The 17,670-nt window shown below is 70.1% G+C and carries 16 protein-coding genes; 5 read left to right on the top strand and 11 right to left on the bottom strand.

Annotation, left to right across the window (positions count from 1 at the left end; all coding sequences use genetic code 11):
- Positions 1 to 13 precede the first annotated feature (13 nt).
- The 5 genes from alaS to surE form a co-directional block, all read right to left on the bottom strand.
- Positions 14 to 2,668 (bottom strand): alanine--tRNA ligase, encoded by a 2,655-nt coding sequence (gene alaS, locus WB794_RS05165; RefSeq protein WP_337334777.1) that lies wholly within the window; start codon positions 2,666 to 2,668, stop codon positions 14 to 16.
- Positions 2,669 to 2,852: 184 nt separating this feature from the next.
- The gene (locus tag WB794_RS05160; protein WP_337334776.1) at positions 2,853 to 3,710 is read right to left on the bottom strand and encodes a peptidoglycan DD-metalloendopeptidase family protein; all 858 of its coding nucleotides are present in this window, start codon (positions 3,708 to 3,710) and stop codon (positions 2,853 to 2,855) included.
- Positions 3,707 to 4,300, bottom strand: coding sequence for a YqaA family protein (locus WB794_RS05155; protein ID WP_337334775.1), 594 nt, complete (start codon positions 4,298 to 4,300; stop codon positions 3,707 to 3,709). The genes WB794_RS05160 and WB794_RS05155 overlap by 4 nt, the downstream gene beginning before the upstream one ends.
- Positions 4,297 to 4,968: a protein-L-isoaspartate(D-aspartate) O-methyltransferase gene (locus tag WB794_RS05150; RefSeq protein ID WP_337334821.1), complete on the bottom strand. Its 672-nt coding sequence runs from the start codon at positions 4,966 to 4,968 to the stop codon at positions 4,297 to 4,299. Before WB794_RS05150 ends, WB794_RS05155 begins: the two co-directional genes overlap by 4 nt.
- Positions 4,968 to 5,747: a 5'/3'-nucleotidase SurE gene (gene surE, locus WB794_RS05145; RefSeq protein ID WP_337334774.1), complete on the bottom strand. Its 780-nt coding sequence runs from the start codon at positions 5,745 to 5,747 to the stop codon at positions 4,968 to 4,970. The genes WB794_RS05150 and surE overlap by 1 nt, the downstream gene beginning before the upstream one ends.
- Positions 5,748 to 5,881: 134 nt before the next feature.
- Between surE and WB794_RS05140 the strand changes: the two genes are divergently transcribed.
- Positions 5,882 to 7,150, top strand: coding sequence for a polyhydroxyalkanoate depolymerase (locus WB794_RS05140; RefSeq protein ID WP_337334773.1), 1,269 nt, complete (start codon positions 5,882 to 5,884; stop codon positions 7,148 to 7,150).
- Positions 7,151 to 7,157: 7 nt separating this feature from the next.
- Here the strand turns inward: WB794_RS05140 and aspS are convergent, their stop codons facing one another.
- Positions 7,158 to 8,927: an aspartate--tRNA ligase gene (aspS, locus tag WB794_RS05135; RefSeq protein WP_337334772.1), complete on the bottom strand. Its 1,770-nt coding sequence runs from the start codon at positions 8,925 to 8,927 to the stop codon at positions 7,158 to 7,160.
- Positions 8,928 to 9,054: 127 nt separating this feature from the next.
- Positions 9,055 to 10,509 (bottom strand): MFS transporter, encoded by a 1,455-nt coding sequence (locus WB794_RS05130; protein ID WP_337334771.1) that lies wholly within the window; start codon positions 10,507 to 10,509, stop codon positions 9,055 to 9,057.
- Positions 10,510 to 10,538: 29 nt separating this feature from the next.
- On the opposite strand from WB794_RS05130, the gene WB794_RS05125 reads away from it, so the two are divergent.
- Together WB794_RS05125 and dinB are read left to right on the top strand one after the other, a co-directional pair.
- On the top strand, positions 10,539 to 11,666 hold the full coding sequence (locus WB794_RS05125; RefSeq protein ID WP_337334770.1) for a prephenate dehydrogenase: 1,128 nt from the start codon (positions 10,539 to 10,541) through the stop codon (positions 11,664 to 11,666).
- Positions 11,663 to 12,766: a DNA polymerase IV gene (gene dinB / locus WB794_RS05120; RefSeq protein WP_337334769.1), complete on the top strand. Its 1,104-nt coding sequence runs from the start codon at positions 11,663 to 11,665 to the stop codon at positions 12,764 to 12,766. Before WB794_RS05125 ends, dinB begins: the two co-directional genes overlap by 4 nt.
- Positions 12,767 to 12,800: 34 nt before the next feature.
- Here dinB and WB794_RS05115 read toward each other — a convergent pair whose 3' ends face one another.
- The 4 genes from WB794_RS05115 to WB794_RS05100 are packed head-to-tail and all read right to left on the bottom strand — an operon-like array spanning position 12,801 to position 15,653.
- Entirely contained in the window at positions 12,801 to 13,781 is a 981-nt protein-coding gene (locus tag WB794_RS05115; protein ID WP_337334768.1) for a serine/threonine-protein kinase, read from the bottom strand.
- 7 nt (positions 13,782 to 13,788) lie between these two features.
- A complete protein-coding gene (gene dnaQ / locus WB794_RS05110; RefSeq protein WP_337334820.1) occupies positions 13,789 to 14,499 on the bottom strand; it encodes a DNA polymerase III subunit epsilon in 711 nt (236 codons plus the stop codon).
- A 27-nt stretch (positions 14,500 to 14,526) separates the two neighbouring features.
- Positions 14,527 to 14,979 (bottom strand): ribonuclease HI, encoded by a 453-nt coding sequence (rnhA, locus tag WB794_RS05105; RefSeq protein WP_337334767.1) that lies wholly within the window; start codon positions 14,977 to 14,979, stop codon positions 14,527 to 14,529.
- Positions 14,976 to 15,653 (bottom strand): hypothetical protein, encoded by a 678-nt coding sequence (locus WB794_RS05100; RefSeq protein ID WP_337334766.1) that lies wholly within the window; start codon positions 15,651 to 15,653, stop codon positions 14,976 to 14,978. Before WB794_RS05100 ends, rnhA begins: the two co-directional genes overlap by 4 nt.
- A 47-nt stretch (positions 15,654 to 15,700) precedes the next feature.
- On the opposite strand from WB794_RS05100, the gene gloB reads away from it, so the two are divergent.
- Positions 15,701 to 16,471: a hydroxyacylglutathione hydrolase gene (gene gloB, locus WB794_RS05095; RefSeq protein ID WP_337334765.1), complete on the top strand. Its 771-nt coding sequence runs from the start codon at positions 15,701 to 15,703 to the stop codon at positions 16,469 to 16,471.
- Positions 16,468 to 17,658 (top strand): transglycosylase SLT domain-containing protein, encoded by a 1,191-nt coding sequence (locus tag WB794_RS05090; protein WP_337334764.1) that lies wholly within the window; start codon positions 16,468 to 16,470, stop codon positions 17,656 to 17,658. Before gloB ends, WB794_RS05090 begins: the two co-directional genes overlap by 4 nt.
- Positions 17,659 to 17,670: the final 12 nt, after the last annotated feature.

The following is a 17,670-nucleotide window of genomic DNA, read 5'->3' as shown; positions in this document are numbered from 1 at the left end:
TCGCGCTCCCTCGTCAACCCTGGAAGCGCTCCTGCACGAAGCGCGCGACCTCGCCCAGCGCCACCGGCAGGCGGGCGTCGTCCTCGCCGCCGCCCTGCGCCATGTCGGCGCGGCCACCGCCCTTGCCGTCGATCCTCGCGGCGACGAAGGCCACGACGTCGCCGGCCTTGACCTGCTCCAGCGCCCTGCCCTGCACGCCGGCCACCAGCGCGGCCTTGGTGCCATCACCCGACGCCAGAATGATCACGGCGTCCGGCAGCTTTTGCTTGAGGCTGTCCACGCTCTCTCGCAGCGCCTTGGCGTCCATGTTCTCCAGGCGCGCGGCCACGACGCGGACATCGCCCACCCGGACCGCGGACGCGGCGAGATCGGCGGCCGCGCCGGCGGCAGCACGGGCCTTGAGCGACTCCAGCTCCTTCTCGGCCTTCTTCTGGCGATCGAACAGCTGGCGCAGCTTCTCCACCACGTCGCCGCGGCTTCCACCCAGCAGCTCGCTCACCGCGTCCAGCTGCCCGGCTTCGTGGGCGATGTGATCCAGCGCGCCCTGGCCGGTCACCGCCTCGATGCGGCGAACGCCGGCGGCGACGCCGCCTTCGGAAACGATCTTGAACAGACCGATGTCGCCGGTGCTGTTCACGTGGGTGCCGCCGCACAGCTCGGTGGAATACTCGCCCATCCGAAGTACGCGCACCTCATCACCGTATTTTTCGCCAAACAGCGCCATGGCACCGAATTCCAGCGCTTCGGCCATCCCCATGTGGCGGATTTCCGCCTCGGCGTTGCCGCGGATGCGCGCGTTGACGCGCTGCTCGATCTCGGCCAGCTGCTCGCGCCCGATCGGCTGGAAGTGCGAAAAGTCGAAGCGCAGGCGATCGGGAGCCACCAGCGAACCCTTCTGGGTGACATGGGTGCCCAGCACCTCGCGCAGCACCGCGTGCAAGAGGTGTGTGGCCGAGTGGTTGAGGACGATGGCCTGGCGACGCGCCGTATCGATGCGCGCATCGAGCACGTCACCGGCCCTGATGCTGCCGGCCATGAGCGTGCCCGCGTGGCCGAAATAGCTGCCGGACAGCTTCTGGGTATCCTCCACCTTGAACAGGACGCCCGCTGCGGTCAGCTCGCCGGTATCACCCACCTGGCCGCCGGATTCGGCGTAGAACGGGGTGGCATCCAGGATCACGCTGCCCTTTTCGCCGGCGGACAGCGAGACCAGCGGCGCACCGTCGCGCACCACGGCCAGTACGCGCACGCCTTCGGCCGCGGTCTGCTCGTAGCCCAGGAAGCGCGTGGGCGACAGCATGGCCACGAGATCCGCCGGCAGCATGGCGCTGCCGGCGAACTTGCTGTGCGCGCGCGCCTGCTCGCGCTGGCGCTCCATCTCGGCCTCGAAGCCGGCCATGTCCACGCCCCAGCCGTGCTCGCGCGCGACGTCGGCGGTGAGATCGACGGGGAAGCCGTAGGTGTCGTACAGGGTGAAGGCGGTCTTGCCCGGCACCTGACGCTGCTTTTCCGCGAGCGAACCTTCGTCGCCAAGCACCGTCTGGAGCAGCTTCATGCCGTGCTCGAGGGTCTCGGCGAAACGCTCCTCCTCGGCCTTGAGCGCCTGCTCGATGGTCTGGCGCTGCTCCACCAGCACCGGATAGGCCGCGCCCATCTGCTCGACCAGGGTGGCGACGAGGCGATGGAAGAAGGGCTGGTGCTGACCCAGCATCCAGCCATGACGCAGCGCGCGGCGGATGATCCGGCGCAGCACGTAGCCACGGCCTTCGTTGGACGGCAGCACGCCATCGGCGATCAGGAAGCTGCAGGCGCGGATGTGGTCGGCAATCACGCGCAGCGACTTGTTCTCGATGTCGGCCGTGGCGGTAAGCTCGGCCGCCCTGCGGATCAGCGCCTGGAACAGGTCGATCTCGTAGTTGGAATGCACGCCCTGCAGGATCGCGGCCAGGCGCTCCAGGCCCATGCCGGTGTCCACGCACGGTGCCGGCAGCGGCACGAGCACGCCGTCGGGCTGGCGATCGAACTGCATGAACACCAGGTTCCATATCTCGATGAAGCGGTCGCCATCCTCATCCGGCGACCCCGGCGGGCCGCCGGGAATGTGGGCACCGTGGTCGTAGAAGATCTCGGTACACGGGCCGCAGGGGCCGGTGTCGGCCATCTGCCAGAAGTTGTCGGAAGCAAACGGCGCGCCCTTGTTGTCGCCGATGCGCACGATGCGGCTTTCCGGCAGGCCGATCACGTCGCGCCAGATCGCGTAGGCCTCATCGTCGGTGATGTAGACCGTGGCCAGGAGGCGCTCGGCCGGCAGCTTCCAGACCTCGGTCAGAAGCTCCCAGGCCCAGACGATGGCGTCCTTCTTGAAGTAGTCGCCGAACGACCAGTTGCCCAGCATTTCGAAGAAGGTGTGGTGGCGCGCGGTGTAGCCCACCTGGTCCAGATCGTTGTGCTTGCCGCCCGCGCGCAGGCAGCGCTGCACGTCGGCCACGCGCGCCGCCGGCGGCTTCTCGCTGCCCAGAAAGGCGTTCTTGAACTGCACCATGCCCGAGTTGGTGAACAACAGGGTCGGATCATTGGCCGGCACCAGCGGTGCCGAAGGCACGATGGCGTGTGCCTTGCTGCGGAAGAAGTCGAGAAAGTCTTGGCGGATTTCGGCGCTGGTTTTCATGGGCTCGCAATGGGCAAAGGCCGCGCTGCGGGCCACGTCGGGTGGCTCCTGCGGCGGCATACGCTGGGCGGGAAAGGATATCAGGCGACGGGCTTGAGCGTGACTCCGTCGCGCCGGCGCGCGCGGACGTGATGGTGGATCAGGGCGTTCGGCCTGACCGCGGCCGGCAACCGTGCCACGCGCATCAGCGCGCCGGCAGCAGCGGCAGCGGATCGATCGGCTTGCCGTTGCGGCGGATCTCGAAGTGCAGCATGTCGCGGCTCGCGCCGCTGCGTCCCATCTCGGCCACCTGCTGGCCGGCGCTCACCTTTTCGCCCTCGGCCACCAGGCGCTTGCGGTTGTGGCCGTAGGCCGAGAGGAAGGTGTCGGAATGGCGGATGATGATCAGTTCGCCGTAGCCGATCAGGCCCGAACCGGAATACACGACCTCGCCCGCGGCGGCCGCGACCACGGGCTGTCCGGCGCTGCCGGCGATGTTGATGCCCTGCCTGGTGGGTTCGCCCGCCACGAACTTGCCGATGATCTGGCCGCTGGTCGGCCAGCGCCAGGCCACGCTGCCGCTGGACGGCGGCACGCTCGCGGGCGCGGGTGCGGCGGCGACGGGCTTCGGCGCGGAGGCGACCACCGGCACCGCTGCGGGCGTCGCTGCGGGTGCCGCCGGCGCGGTGTTCCGCACCGGCGGGGCCGCCGGCGCGTTCGCGCGCGTGGTCGCCGAGGGTGCGGGTGCCGCGGACACCCGGGCCGCGGGTTCCGCACCCAGCCGCAGGCGCTGGCCGGGATAGATCGTGTAGGGCGGCGCAATCGCGTTCCAGCGCGCCAGGTCGCGGTAATCCAGCCCATGGCGAAAGGCGATGCCATAGAGCGTGTCGCCGCGAACCACCCGATGCGTCCTGCCCGCCATCGGCTGCGCCGCCGGGCGGGGCGAGGTTTTCGACGCGGCGACGGCCGCCGGGTCACGCTTCACCACGGCGCGCGGCGTTACGCCGCAGGACGCCAGCAGCGGCAGGATCAGCAGCAGCGCAAGAAGGCGAAACAGGCTCATCCCGCGCTTCCCCGCAGCACAAGCCAGAGGATCAGTCCGGCCAGCGCTGCAAGCGCGGTCCAGCCGATCGGTTCGATATGTCGCCGCAGCGCCATCTCCGCCTTCGCGCCACCGAGCCGGATCGCCCAGGCCACCAGGAACACGCGCTTGCCGCGGCCGATGAGCGCTCCGAAAAAAAACGGCAGGAGCGGCATCGATACCGCGCCCGAGGCGAGCGTGAACACCTTGAACGGCACCGGGGTGAAGCCGGCCAGCAACAGCAGCCAGAAGCCGTTCTCGCCGGCCTGGCGCTTGATTTCCTCGAACTGGGCCGCGTAGCCGAAACGCTCGAGCAGCGGCATCGCCAGTTCGATCGCGTAGTAACCGATGGCGTAGCCGATGAACATGCCCAGCAGCGAACCCAGCAGGCTGATCGCGGCAAACAGGTAGGCGCGGCGCGGCTGCGCCAGCGACATGGGGGCGAGCATCACCTCGGGCGGGATCGGAAAAACGATCGCCTCCAGGAAGCTGATTCCGCCCAGCAGCGCCGGCGCGCGGCGGTGCCGCGACCAGGCCAGCATGCGCTCGTAGAGCGGCGCGAAAAGCTTCACGCCGTTCCTCCCAGCAGCGGCACGAACGACACCGCGCCCAGCACCTCGGGCTGCCAGTCGCCGGTCTTCGCGCTCCAGCGCATCAGCCGCTGCATGCCCGGCTCGCCCACCGGTGCCACCAGTACGCCCTGCGGCGAAAGCTGGCGCAGGAGCTCGGGATCGAGCGCGCTGGCCGCCGCCGTGACCAGGATGCCATCGTAGGGCGCGTGTTCCGCCCAGCCGATGCGCCCGTCGTCATGGCGGCAGTGGATGTTGCGCAGCCCCAGCGCGCGGAAGCGCCGGCGCGCCGCGCGCTGCAGCTCGTCGATGCGCTCGACGCTGTAGACATCGTCCACCAGCGCCGCCAGCACCGCGGCCTGGTAACCGGAGCCTGTGCCGATCTCCAGCACCTTGCCGCGCGCGCCGGCTTCCAGCAGTGCCTCGGTCATGCGCGCCACCACCCAGGGCTGGGAGATCGTCTGGCCGCGCCCGATGGGAAGCGCGGTGTCCTCATAGGCACGGCTCGCCAGCGCCTCGTCGATGAAAAGATGCCGCGGCACGCTGCGCATCGCCTCCAGCACGCGCTCGTCGCGGATGCCGTTGGCGCGCAGGCTCTCGACCAGGCGCTCGCGCGCGCGCAGCGAGGTCATGCCCGATCCGTCGGCGTCGCGCGCCGCGTGCGACGTCATCACTGCGTGGCCTCCATGGCGCGGGTCAGGCCGCCGACCCAGCCGGACACCTTCTCCAGCGCCTGGTAGCGGGTGAGGTCCACATGGATGGGCGTGATCGAAACGCAGCGCGAGCGAATCGCGTGGAAATCCGTGCCCGGCCCCGCGTCCAGCTCCGGTCCGGCCATGCCGATCCACCAGATCGGCCGGCCGCGCGGATCTTCCTGCGCGACGCAGGGCTCAGCGCGCTGGCGATGGCCCAGGCGGGTCACCTCGAAGCCGCGCAGCTCGGCCCAGGGCACGTCCGGCACGTTGACGTTGAGGATGGTGTTGGCCGGCAGCGGATCGACGATCAGCCGCGCCACCAGCTCCGTCGCCACGCGCGCGGCGGTGGCGTAGTGGCGCTCGCCGCCGTTGTTCCAGACCAGCGACATCGCGATCGCCGGCAGGCCGAGGAAGCGCCCCTCCATCGCCGCCGCGACCGTGCCCGAATAGATCACGTCGTCACCGAGGTTGGCGTGGGTGTTGATGCCCGACACCACGATGTCCGGCTCGAAATCCAGCAGCCCGGCCAGCGCCAGGTGCACGCAATCGGTCGGCGTGCCGGCCACGCACCAGGTTTCCTCGTCCACGACGCGCGCGCGCAGCGGTCGATCGAGCGTGAGCGAATTGGACGCGCCCGAGCGGTCGCGGTCGGGAGCCACCGTGACCACGCCGTGGCCGGCGTCGCGCAGCCCCTGCGCCAGCACCTTGATACCGGGCGCGTCCACCCCGTCGTCGTTGCTTACCAGTACCCGCATGCCATCACGCCCTCATGAAGCCAGCCATGATAGCCCAAGCCTCGCGCGCGAGGCGCCGGGGCTGTGACCAAGGTACGAACCCGCCGGATGCTGCATCGCAGTAGAATCGGCCGATTGTCGTCCGGAGTCACCCGATGCTCTACGCCCTGCACGAGATGCAACGCGCCCTGCTTTCGCCCTACACCTACCTGGCGGAAGCCGGCTCGCGGATCTTTTCGGAGCCGGGCAGCCTCTACGCCCGCATGCCCGGCGCCTCGCACCTGGCGGCGGACTTCGAGCTGGCCTACCGGATCGGCAAGGATTACGAGAAGCCCGAGTTCGGGCTCAACCAGGTGCAGGCGCACGGCACCGAGATCGCCGTGTTGCAGCGCACGACGATCGAAACCCCGTTCTGCCACCTGCTGCGCTTCAAACGCTTCAGCGACGATCCCGGCTGCATCGCCGAGCTCAAGGACGACCCCGCGGTGCTGGTGGTGGCACCGCTCTCCGGACACCACGCCACCCTGCTGCGCGACACCGTGCGCACCCTGCTGCACGACCACAAGGTCTACATCACCGACTGGATCGACGCGCGCATGGTGCCGCAGGCGGCCGGCACCTTCTCGCTGACCGACTACATCGAGACCATCCAGGCCTTCATCCGCCACATCGGCGCGCGCAGGCTGCACGTGATATCGGTCTGCCAGCCGACCGTGCCGGTGCTGGCCGCGATTTCGCTGATGGCCTCGGCCGGCGAAGAGACGCCGCTTTCGATGACCATGATGGGCGGGCCGATCGATCCGCGCCGCAGTCCGACCCAGGTCAACACGCTCGCCACCACCAAGCCCTTGAGCTGGTTCTCCAGCAACGTCATCCACGAAGTGCCGCCCAACTATCCCGGGCACGGGCGCAAGGTGTATCCGGGCTTCCTGCAGCACGCCGGATTCATCGCGATGAATCCGGACCGGCACTTCCAGTCGCACTGGGAGTTCTACCAGAACCTGCGCCGCGGGGATCTGGAAGACGTCGAGTCGCACCGCCGCTTCTACGACGAATACAACGCGGTGCTCGACATGGACGCCGAGTTCTACCTCGACACCATCGACATCGTGTTCCAGAAGCACCTGCTGCCGCGCGGCGAATGGTTCGTGCGCGACCGCCGCGTGGCGCCCGAGGACATCCGCGACACCGCGCTCCTCACCATCGAGGGCGAGCTGGACGACATCGCCGGCCTGGGCCAGACCGAGGCGGCGATCGACCTGTGCCGCGGCATCCCCGACGCCAGCAAGCGCCACCTCGTGGCCGAGGGCGCGGGCCACTACGGCATCTTCAGCGGCCGGCGCTGGCGCGAAACGATCTACCCGCAGGTGCGCGACTTCATCCGCGCGCACGATACGCAAAAAGACACCGCGTCGGGGGCGTAGCCCCGACCTACGATTCGCCCGCGACGTCCTGCGCCTTCTCCCGCACCCGGATATGCACCTCGGCCAACTGCGCATCGGGGATCGGCGAGGGCGCGCCGGTCATCAGGCACTGCGCGCCGGTGGTCTTGGGGAAGGCGATCACGTCGCGGATCGACTCGGTGCCGGCCATCAGCGCCGCGATGCGGTCGATACCGAAGGCCACCCCGCCGTGCGGCGGCGCGCCGAAGCGCAGCGCGTCGAGCAGGAAGCCGAACTTGGCGCGCGCCTCCTCCTCGCCGATGCCCAGCAGCTCGAACACCGCGCTCTGCATGTCGCTGCGGTGGATGCGGATCGAGCCGCCGCCGATCTCGTTGCCGTTGAGCACCATGTCGTAGCCGCGCGATACCGCGGTGCGGGCGTTGGCCTTCAGATCCGCGATGTCGTCCACGGCCGGCGCGGTGAACGGGTGGTGCAGCGCCACGTAGCGCCGCTCCTCCTCGTCCCATTCGAACATCGGGAAATCCGTCACCCAGAGCGGGCGCCAGGCGTTCTCGACCAGGCCGAAATCCTTGCCCGCCTTGAGCCGGAGCGCGCCCATGAAGGCGCTGACAACGCCGTACTCGCCGGCCCCGAAGAACACGATGTCGCCCTGCTGCGCGCCGGCCCGGGCCAGCAGCGTGGCGAAGTCACCTTCGGCGAAGAACTTGGCAATGGGCGAGTTGACCGCACCGTCCTCGCCCAGTTTGGCGTAGGCCAGGCCCTTGGCACCGAACTTCGCCGCGTGCGCGGCGTATTCGTCGATCTGCTTGCGCGAGAGCGTGGCACCACCGGGAATCCGCAGCGCCGCGACGCGGCCGCCCGGATCCTCCGCCGCATCGGTGAACACCTTGAATTCGCAGCCCCTCACCGCCTCGGCCACGTCGACCAGCTCCAGCGCGATGCGCAGGTCGGGCTTGTCCGAACCGTAGCGGCGCATCGCCTCGGCCCAGCTCATGCGCGGGAACGGGTCGGCCAGCGCCACGCCGATCACCTCGGCGAAAACGTCGCGCATCATCGCTTCGGTGGTGCCCTGCACCTCGGCCTCGTCCACCCAGGCGAACTCCATGTCGAGCTGGGTGAATTCGAGCTGCCGGTCGGCGCGCAGCGCCTCGTCGCGGAAGCAGCGCGCGATCTGGTAGTAGCGGTCGAAGCCGGCCATCATCAGGATTTGCTTGAACAGCTGCGGGCTCTGCGGCAAGGCGTAGAACTCGCCCTCGTGCATCCGCGCCGGAACGAGGAAATCGCGCGCGCCTTCCGGCGTGGCCTTGGTCAGGATCGGGGTCTCGATGTCCTGGAAGCCGCGCGCATCCAGCCAGTGCCGCAGCGCCTGCACCAGCCGCGTGCGGGTGCGCATCATGCGCTGCATCTCGGGGCGGCGCAGGTCGAGGTAGCGATACGTCAGGCGCGCCTCCTCGCCCGGGGTTTCGTGCAGGTAGAACGGCAGGGTGTCGGCGGCGTTGAGGATCTCGATGCGCGTCGCCACCACTTCGACCTTGCCCGAGCGGATCCTGTCGTTCACCGCGTGGCGCGCGCGCACCGTGCCGGTCACGCGCAGGCAGTACTCGTAGCCCACCTTGGCGGCCACATCGAACACCTCGCCCTGGTCGGGCTCGGCAAGGATCTGCACGATGCCCTCGTGGTCGCGCAGGTCGATGAAGCAGACCCCGCCCAGGTTGCGGGCGACGTCCGCCCAGCCGCACAGGGTCACCGATTGGCCGATCAGGGCTTCGTCGACGAGGCCGCAGAAATGGGTACGCATGAAAGACTCCGGAATGACGCGCTCGCGCCGGCCAGGCCCTGCGTGGGTGCCGGATCGCGCGGGAAAAGGAATGGAATGCTATCGGTCACCCGCGACGCAGGCAATCATCGGCGGTCCTCGCAGGCGGTCACGCCCGCGCCGCGCCATCGCGGGAATCGGTGCCCGGTGGATGCGCCAGCGCGTGCCCGCGCGCCACGTCCACCCGCGCCAGCAGCAGCAGCCCGACCGCGAAGAACGCCGCCGTCATCGCAATGGCGATGCGGTGGTTGCCCGCGGTGAGTGCGTTGACCAGGCCATAGCTCAAGGGGCCCAGGATCGAGGCCAGCTTCACCGCCAGCCCCCACAGCCCGAAGACCTCCGCCTCGCGCTGCGGCGGGCACATGTAGCCAACCAGCGCCCGGCCGGCCGACTGCGACGCGCCCAGGCACAGGCCGACCAGGTTGGCCGCGATCCACACCAGCGCCATGTCCTGCGCCGCCCACATCATCGCGATCGCAATGATCCACCCGACCAGGGTGATCGCGAGGACGCGGCGATGGCCGAAGCGATCCTGCGCGAAGCCGAAGACCAGCGCGCCGACCGCGGCGGTCAGGTTCACCACCAGGATCAGGGTGATGCTCTGCACCGTGGTGAAACCCAGCGCCTGTTCGGTGTAGATCGCCGCCAGCGCGATCACGGTCTGCACGCCGGCCTGGTAACAGACGATGCACAGCAGCAGGCGGCGCAGATCCGTCAGACCCTCGCTGCCGCGCAGGGTCCCGCGCACGCGCTTTCGCGCCAGCCCCCAGGCATCTGCACCCACGCCCACCTGCGGGCGCGCCCGTTCGCGCAGGAGAAAGAGCGTGGGCAGTGCCGCCAGCGCGAACGCCAGCGCGGTCAGCACCATCGTCTGGGGCACCGCCACGCCCGCCGCACGGCCCGTGCCCTGGATCCACCACAGGCATAGCCCCAGCGTCGCCATGCCGCCGAGATAACCCAATCCCCAGCCCCAGCCGGACACCTTGCCCATGGCCTGCGGCTTCACCAGTTCAGGCAAGAAAGCGGCGATCAGGTTTTCACCCGTGCCGAAGGCGAAGTTGCCGACGACCACCAGCGCCAGCGCCAGCATCACGTCGCCCGGGCCGCACAGCGAAAGCGCCGCGGTGCCGACCACGCACAGCGCGCTGCTGGCGACGAGCAGTTCGCGCTTGTTCGCGCGCAGGTCGGCCCAGGCACCGATCAGCGGCGCGGTCAAAAGGATCAGCGCATAGGACACCGAGAGCGCGCTCGTCCAGGCCAGCGTGGCCCAGGTGGCACCAGCGGCGATCACCGCCACGAACCAGGCGTTGAACACCGCCGTGATCACGACCGTCGTATAGCCGGAGTTGGCGAAATCGAACATCGCCCAAGCGAATACCTCGCGCCGGCGCACCGGCGGCACGTCGGGCGGATGCAGGGCGGCCCAGGCGGGAGAATCCATGGCGGTCACGCGGCGGAAGGAACGGCGTGCAGCATAGGGCCGGCGCGCACCGATGCGATGGGGCGCAAGCGGGCGATGACGCGCGGCAATGGCGTCGCCCGCACGCACGCGCGGTGCGATCATGGGCGCGTTAACCCATGGAATCCCGCCCCATGACATCCTCCCCCACCATCGGCCTGATCGGCAGCGAAGGCAGCTACGGGCGCTGGCTGCGGCGATTCTTCGAGACGCGGATGGGTCTTGCCGTGCTGGGGTCCGATCCGGGCAAGCCGGGTACGGTCGAGCCGGAGGAACTGATCGCGCGCTGTCGGGTGCTGGTGTTCTGCGCGCCGATCCGGCACACGCCGGCAATCATTGCCGACTACGTGAAGCGGGCCGGCGGGCGCGAGCGCGGGGCGCTGTGGCTGGATGTCACCTCGATCAAGGAAACCCCGGTGGCGGCGATGCTGGCCTCGCAGGCGGAGGTGGTGGGTCTGCATCCGATGACGGCGGCACCCAAGGCACCGACGCTCAAGGGGCGGGCGATGGTGGTGTGCGAGGCGCGGCTGGACGTCTGGCGCGGCTGGCTGGCGGGTTTCCTCGGCGCGCTGCGGGCGCAGTGCGTGCGCGCGACGCCCGAGCAGCACGACCGGATCATGGCTCTGGTGCAGGCGATGGTGCACGCCACGCATCTGGCCCAGGGCGGAGTGCTGGGCGAATACGCGGACCGGCTCGGCGGGCTGGAGGCGCTGCTGCCCTTCCGCTCGGCCTCGTTCGAGCTCGATACCGCGATGCTCTCGCGCATCCTCGCGATGAATCCGGCGATCTACGAGGACATCCAGTTCTGCAACCCCTACGCCGGCCCGATGCTCGGGGCGCTGGTGCGCCAGATCGAGGGTCTGCGCGGGCTGGTGGCGCGCGGCGACGACGCGGCGCGGGCGGATTTTCGCCGGCGCTTTTTCACCGACGCGCACGCGGCGCTGGGTGAGCCGGCGATTGCGGAGGGCAACTACACGTTCGAGCGGGTCGGCTACCTGCTGGCGGATCTGGCCGGCGAACGCAGCGTCTCGATGCACCTGCCCGAGGATCAGGCCGGCTCACTGCGCCGCCTGCTGCACGCCTTCGAGCGTCAAGGGGTGAGCATCGCCTCGATCCATTCCTCGCGCACGCCGGCGGGCGAGGTGCACTTCCGCCTGGGCTTCGATGCCGACGTCGCGGCTGCGGCCGTATCGGCCGCGCTGGCACGGATAGAAACGGAAGGCATCGGCCGGCTGCTGGAGCGCTCGCCCGAGCTGACGTGAACGCCCCGCCGCGCAAGATCGTGCACGTGGACATGGACGCGTTCTACGCCTCGGTGGAGCAGCGCGACGATCCGTCCTTGCGCGGTCGCCCGGTGGTGGTGGCCTGGCGCGGCGCGCGCTCGGTGGTGTGCGCGGCCAGCTACGAGGCACGCCGCTTCGGGGTGCGCTCGGCGATGCCAGCGGTCACCGCGGAGCGCCTCTGCCCACAGGCCGCCTTCGTGCCGCCGGATTTTTCCCGCTACAAGGCAGTGTCGCGGCAGGTGCACGGCATCTTCGCTCGCTACACCGATCTCATCGAGCCGCTGTCGCTGGACGAGGCCTATCTGGATCTCACCGCACCGAAGCTGCCGCTGCCTTCGGCCACGGCCGGCGCGGAAGCGATCCGTGCCGCGATCCGTGAGGAAACCGGGCTGACGGCTTCGGCCGGGGTCGCGCCGAACAAGTTTCTTGCCAAACTCGCCTCGGACTGGAACAAGCCCGACGGCCTGTTCGTGATCCGCCCCTCGCGCATCGACGAGGTACTGCTGCCGCTGCCGGTGGACCGAATTCCTGGCGTGGGCAAGGTGATGACGGCGCGCCTGGCGGCGCTGGGTGTGGAAACCGTGGCGCAGCTGCGCGCACTGGGCGCGCAGCGGCTGGAGTCGCTGTTCGGGCGCTGGGGCCGGCGCCTGCACGAGCTTTCGCACGGCATCGACGAGCATCCGGTGGAGCCGGACCGCCCGACGCTGCAAATCTCGCGCGAGGACACGCTGGAAACCGACCTGCCCCTGCTGGAGCTGGAGCCGCTGGTGCGCCAGCTGGCCGCGCGCACCTTCGCCGACTACCGCCGCGAGCGCCAGCGCGACGCCTCGCGCATCGCCCGCACGATAACGCTCAAACTCAAGACCTCGGCCTTCCGCATCCTCACCCGCAGCCTGACCTTCGCCGAGCCGCCCACCAGCGCCGAGGCGTTGGCCGATGCCGCCTGGGCCCTGCATGCTCGGGTCGCCCTGCCCGACGCCACGCGCTATCGCCTCGTGGGCGTGGGCCTGTCCGGTTTCGTCGATGCCGATGCCTGGAGCGCACAGCAGCGCCTGTTCGATCCCGACGAGGCGGAGTGATCGGCGACCGGCGCGATCCCTTCGCCGCAGCCGTTCAGTCGCCCGCGAAAAGCCGCGTCGCCAGGAACGCGCCGATCAGGACGAGGGCCAGAACCAGCAGCGCTCGCGCCGACGCGCGCCGCAGCTGCCGGCGGCGCGCCCGCACCGATTCGTACCGGCCGTGTACGCGCCCCGCTTCGATGTCGTCGCCGGGGTGCGGCAGCAGGCTCTGGGCCTCGGGCGAGGCGGCGCACAGCGAGGACAGCAGGGACAGCAGCGCGCGGGCATCCTCGGGCCGATCTTCCGGGCGCTCGGCCAGCAGGGCATCGAGCAGGGGCTGCAGCCAGCGGTGCCGCGCCGGCAGCAGCGGGGCCTGGCCACGATCGCGCGCCTCGCCGCCGGCATCCGCCGGCCAGGGCACGCGCCCGGTCAGCATTTCGTGCAGCACCACGCCCAGGCTGAAGAAATCGGAGCGCCCGTCGACCGGCTCGCCACGCGCCTGCTCGGGGCTCATGTATTCGGGCGTGCCGCCTTGCATCCTGACCCGGCGATCGCCCTCGCGCGCGAAGGCGGCGATGCCGTAATCGACCAGCACGGCATCGCCGGCACCGCGAAACAGGATGTTCCCCGGCTTCACGTCGCCGTGGACGACCCCGCGCGCATGCGCGTGGCCAAGGCCCTGGAGCACGTCGCGGACCACCTGCAGCACCTCGCCCACGCGCATGCGCGCGGCAATGCGCTCGGCCAGGCTGCCGCCGGCCAGGTATTCGCTGGCGAGCCAGCGCCGGTCGCCGTGTTCGCCCATGGCATGGATACGCGCCAGGTGGCGGTGCCGCAGCGAGGCGGCCACTTCGCGTTCGCGCTCGATCTGGGCCGGCGTGGTGGCGTCCGGGTCATCGGCCGGCTCGAACACCTTGAGCGCCACTTCGCGCTCGGTACCGTCCTGGATGGCGTGGTAGACGGTGCCGCTGGATCCCGCCCCCAGCCGGCGCAGGATGCGGAACCCGGGAACCTGCGGTGCGGCTTCGCGGCTCACGGCATCCTCAGCTTCCGTCCGATACCGGCCACAGGCGCACACCGGCGATCTTTTGAAGATCGTCCAGGCGCGCCTCGTGGCGCAGGCGCTCGTCCGCATTCGCGCGCACCACGCGGATCTCGCGTGGCGGCGGCGACGCCGCCGTCGCGTCGCCGCGCCGCACGGGTTCATCGTGGGACGCCAGGGCCAGGTCGAACTGGCCCGAGGTCATCGCGAGGTACACGTCGAGCAGAAGCTCGGCATCCAGCAGCGCCCCGTGCAGCGCGCGATGGGTGTTGTCGATGCCGAAACGCCGGCACAGGGCATCGAGCGAGACGCGCTGGCCGGGGAAGCGCTCGCGCGCGAGACGCACGGTATCGAGCACGCCGGCGACGTGGCTGATCACGCGCCCGTACTGCGGCCCGCAGTGCCTGAGTTCGGCATCCAGGAAGGAGAGGTCGAAGTCGGCGTTGTGGATCACCAGCTCCGCACCGCGGATGAAGTCGAGGAACTCGTCGACGACATCCTCGATGCGCGGCTTGTCGCAAAGGAACTCGCTGGTCAGCCCGTGCACGCGCAGCGCGCCCGGCTCGCTGTCGCGCCCGGGATTGAGGTAGCGGTGGAAGTGCCGGCCGCTGGGGCGGCGCCCCAGCAGCTCCAGGCAGCCGATCTCGATGACGCGGTTGCCCGCTTCGAGCGACATGCCGGTGGTTTCGGTATCAAGAATGATCTGTCGCATGCTCATCGCTCCAGTATCCGTGATGCATCAGGGCGCAACCCGGAACGCTTCGGCGGCGGCACGCGCGAGCCGATCGACGCGCTCGTTGTCCGGATCGCCGGCGTGCCCGCGCACCCATTCCCAATGGACCTCGTGGCGTGCCGCAGCGCGTTGCAGACGCTCCCAGAGATCCCGGTTTTTCACCGCGTCGCCGCTGGCCGTGCGCCAGCCGCGCGCAATCCAGTTCGGGAGCCACTGGGTGATGCCTTGGCGAACGTACTGCGAATCGGTGCGCAGCCGGATCGTGCAGGTGCGTTTGAGGGCTTCCAGCGCCTTGATCGCGGCCATCAGCTCCATGCGGTTGTTGGTGGTGTCCGACTCGCCGCCGGAGATCTCGCGCTCGCGTCCGCGATGGTGCAGCAGCGCCGCCCAGCCGCCCGGCCCGGGATTTCCCAGGCACGCGCCGTCGGTGTGGATGAGCACCGCATCCTCGCCGCTCATCCGCCCGGTGCCCCCAAGGCGAAGCCGGCGGGAAGCGAAGATCCGACGGCCGTCATTCCCGGTTCCCGGCGCTGCGCGCGGATCGCGAAGGCGCGGTGCGGCAGCCACGCCGGCGTGCGCCAGTCGTGGCGCAGCAGCGTGCCCACCGAATCGCGTGAGGCCGAGGGATTGAGCGCGTAGCTGGCTTCGACGGCCAGGCCGCTGTCGCGCACCCGTTCGGCCAGACTCCACACCGACGGGGCGTGCATGTCCTTGCCTCGCCACTGCCAGCGAAACGGCGACCAGGGGTTGAGTTCGACGAAAAAAGCGGTCCGGCCCGGCCGCAGCATGGCGTGGACCGCATCGAGCTGCCATTTTGCGTCGATCGCCGTCCCCATGACGTGCGCCGCCACCACCAGATCCATTTCCTGCTGCGGCACGGTCGCGACCGGCTCACTGCCCACATGCCAGGCCTCACCCTTGCGCCACAGCCGCGTCTCGCCGGGCATCAGCACCGGCGGCGCGCGCCCCGCGCTCGCTTCGGTCGGCAGGATCCAGCACATCCGCAGGCCCGGACGGCGCAGCAGCAGCGGCATCATCAGCCCCAGCTCGGCGTCGAGGAACGCGCGCCCGACGCCGCCATCGAACCAGGATGGCGGGCTCTCGGGTTGACGGGGCGGGGAAGCTGCCGGCATGTTGCGCCAATACGTCCTGCACAAGCCGTCAGTGTACCCTGCCTGCCATGCCACTCCCCACCGCCCTGCCCGCACTGGCTGACAATTACATCTGGGCACTGGCCGGAACGAACGGCCGTGCGGTCATCGTGGATCCCGGCGAGGCGGCACCCGTGCTCGAGGCCATGGAACAGGGTTTGCGCCCCTGCACCATCCTCGTGACCCACCACCACCGCGACCACACCGGTGCCGTCGACGCCCTGGCGGAACGCTGCGGTGCGATCGTGTATGCGCCCGACGATCCGCGCATCGTCGGCGACTGCGTGCGCGTGGGTGAGGGGGATGTGGTCAACGTGGCCCAGGCCGACCTGTCCTTTTCGGTGATGGCGGTTCCCGGCCACACCCGGAGCCACATCGCCTTCGCGGGCGAAGGCCTGGTCTTTACCGGCGACACGCTCTTCAGCCTCGGCTGCGGGCGGCTGTTCGAAGGCACGCCGGCGCAGATGTTCGACTCGCTCGAACGGATTGCCGCCCTGCCGCCGGAAACACGGGTCTGCTGCGGGCACGAATACACCCTGGGCAACGCCGCGTTTGCGCTCACGGTGGATCCGGGCAACCTGGCGCTGGTGCGACGCGCGGCGCAGGCGCGCGAGGCGCGCGCGCTCGGCAACCCCACCGTGCCGATCTCCATCGGCTCGGAACAGGGCACCAACCCGTTCCTGCGCTGCCGCGAACCGCGGCTTGCGGCCCGTGTGGCCGAGCACGGCGGTTGCGACGCCGCGGACCCGGTGGCCGTGTTCGCGGCGCTGCGGCGCTGGAAAGACGGCTTCGCCGCATGAGCTTGCGGTGTCGCGCCTGCGCCATCGTGGCGCTGCTGCTCCTGGCCGCCTGTCAGGGCATGCCGCAGCGCGCCTCCCCGGAAGAAGGCGCGGCCGATCCTGTCGCCGCGCCGGTGCCGGTGATCGCTCCCGCTCCCGCATCTGAGCCGAAGCCTGTCCCGGAACGCTTCCTGCCCGTCGAACCATCGCTCCCCACGACCGGCGCCGAGGTGCTGGCGCAATTGCGCGAACGCCTGATCGAAGCCCCCTGCGGCGACAGCCCGCAGGTGCGCCTGTGGCAGCGTCGCTATGCCGGATCGCCGCAGCGGTTCGCCGGGCAGATCGAAGCGATCCTGCCGTGGCTCGCGCTGACCCTCGCGGAGTTGGATCGCTATCGCCTGCCGGGCGAGTTTGCCCTGCTGCCGATTGCCGAAAGCTGGTACCGCGCCGACGCGCGCGGGGCCGGCGACCATGTCGGGCTCTGGCAGATAGGGCGATCCACCGCTGCGTATCTGGAACTGCCAATCACGCGCCACTACGACGGGCGCATGGATGCGCTCGCATCCACCGACGCGGCGCTGGATTATCTGGCGCGCCTGCACAACCGCTTCGGCGAGTGGCAGATCGCCGCGGCCGCCTACAACGCCGGCCCGCAGCGCGTGGCGCGCCTGCTGGAGCGCGATCCGGAGCCGCAGGAATCGTCAGGCACCGGCACTCCATCGGGACTTCCCGCCGGCACCGTCGACTACCTGGCCCGCACCCGCGCACTGGCCTGCCTGCTGGGTGCGCCGGAGCGCCACGGACTGGAACTGCCGGACGATACCGGCTTCGACCCCCTGGTGTCGGTGACGCTGCCGCCGGGCCAGTCCACGCTCGCGCTGATCGCCGCCGATCGCGGCATCGCGCCGCAGCGGCTGGCTTCGCTCAACCCGGCGTTCCGCGGCGGATTCATCGCACCCGACGCACCGCGCACCCTGCTGGTGCCGCAGTCGCTGAGCGACCGCTTCGATGGCTTCGAACTGCCGCACGCGCCGACGCCAGCCCTGCCGCCCGAGCCGCTTGCCGGGGAATACACGGTGCGCCGCGGAGATACGCTCGGTGCCATCGCGCAGCGCCACGGGGTACGGCTGCAGACCCTCTTCCAGCTCAACGGGCTGAACGCGCGCTCGATCCTGCGCCCCGGCCAGCGCCTGCGTCTGGCGCCTTGAGCGAACAGGCGT

This window comes from Denitratimonas tolerans (assembly GCF_037203605.1).
Classification (GTDB): Bacteria; Pseudomonadota; Gammaproteobacteria; order Xanthomonadales; family Xanthomonadaceae; genus Denitratimonas; species Denitratimonas tolerans.
The sequence above is the reverse complement of the archived record's forward strand: the minus strand, read 5'-3'. Positions and strand labels throughout refer to the sequence as shown.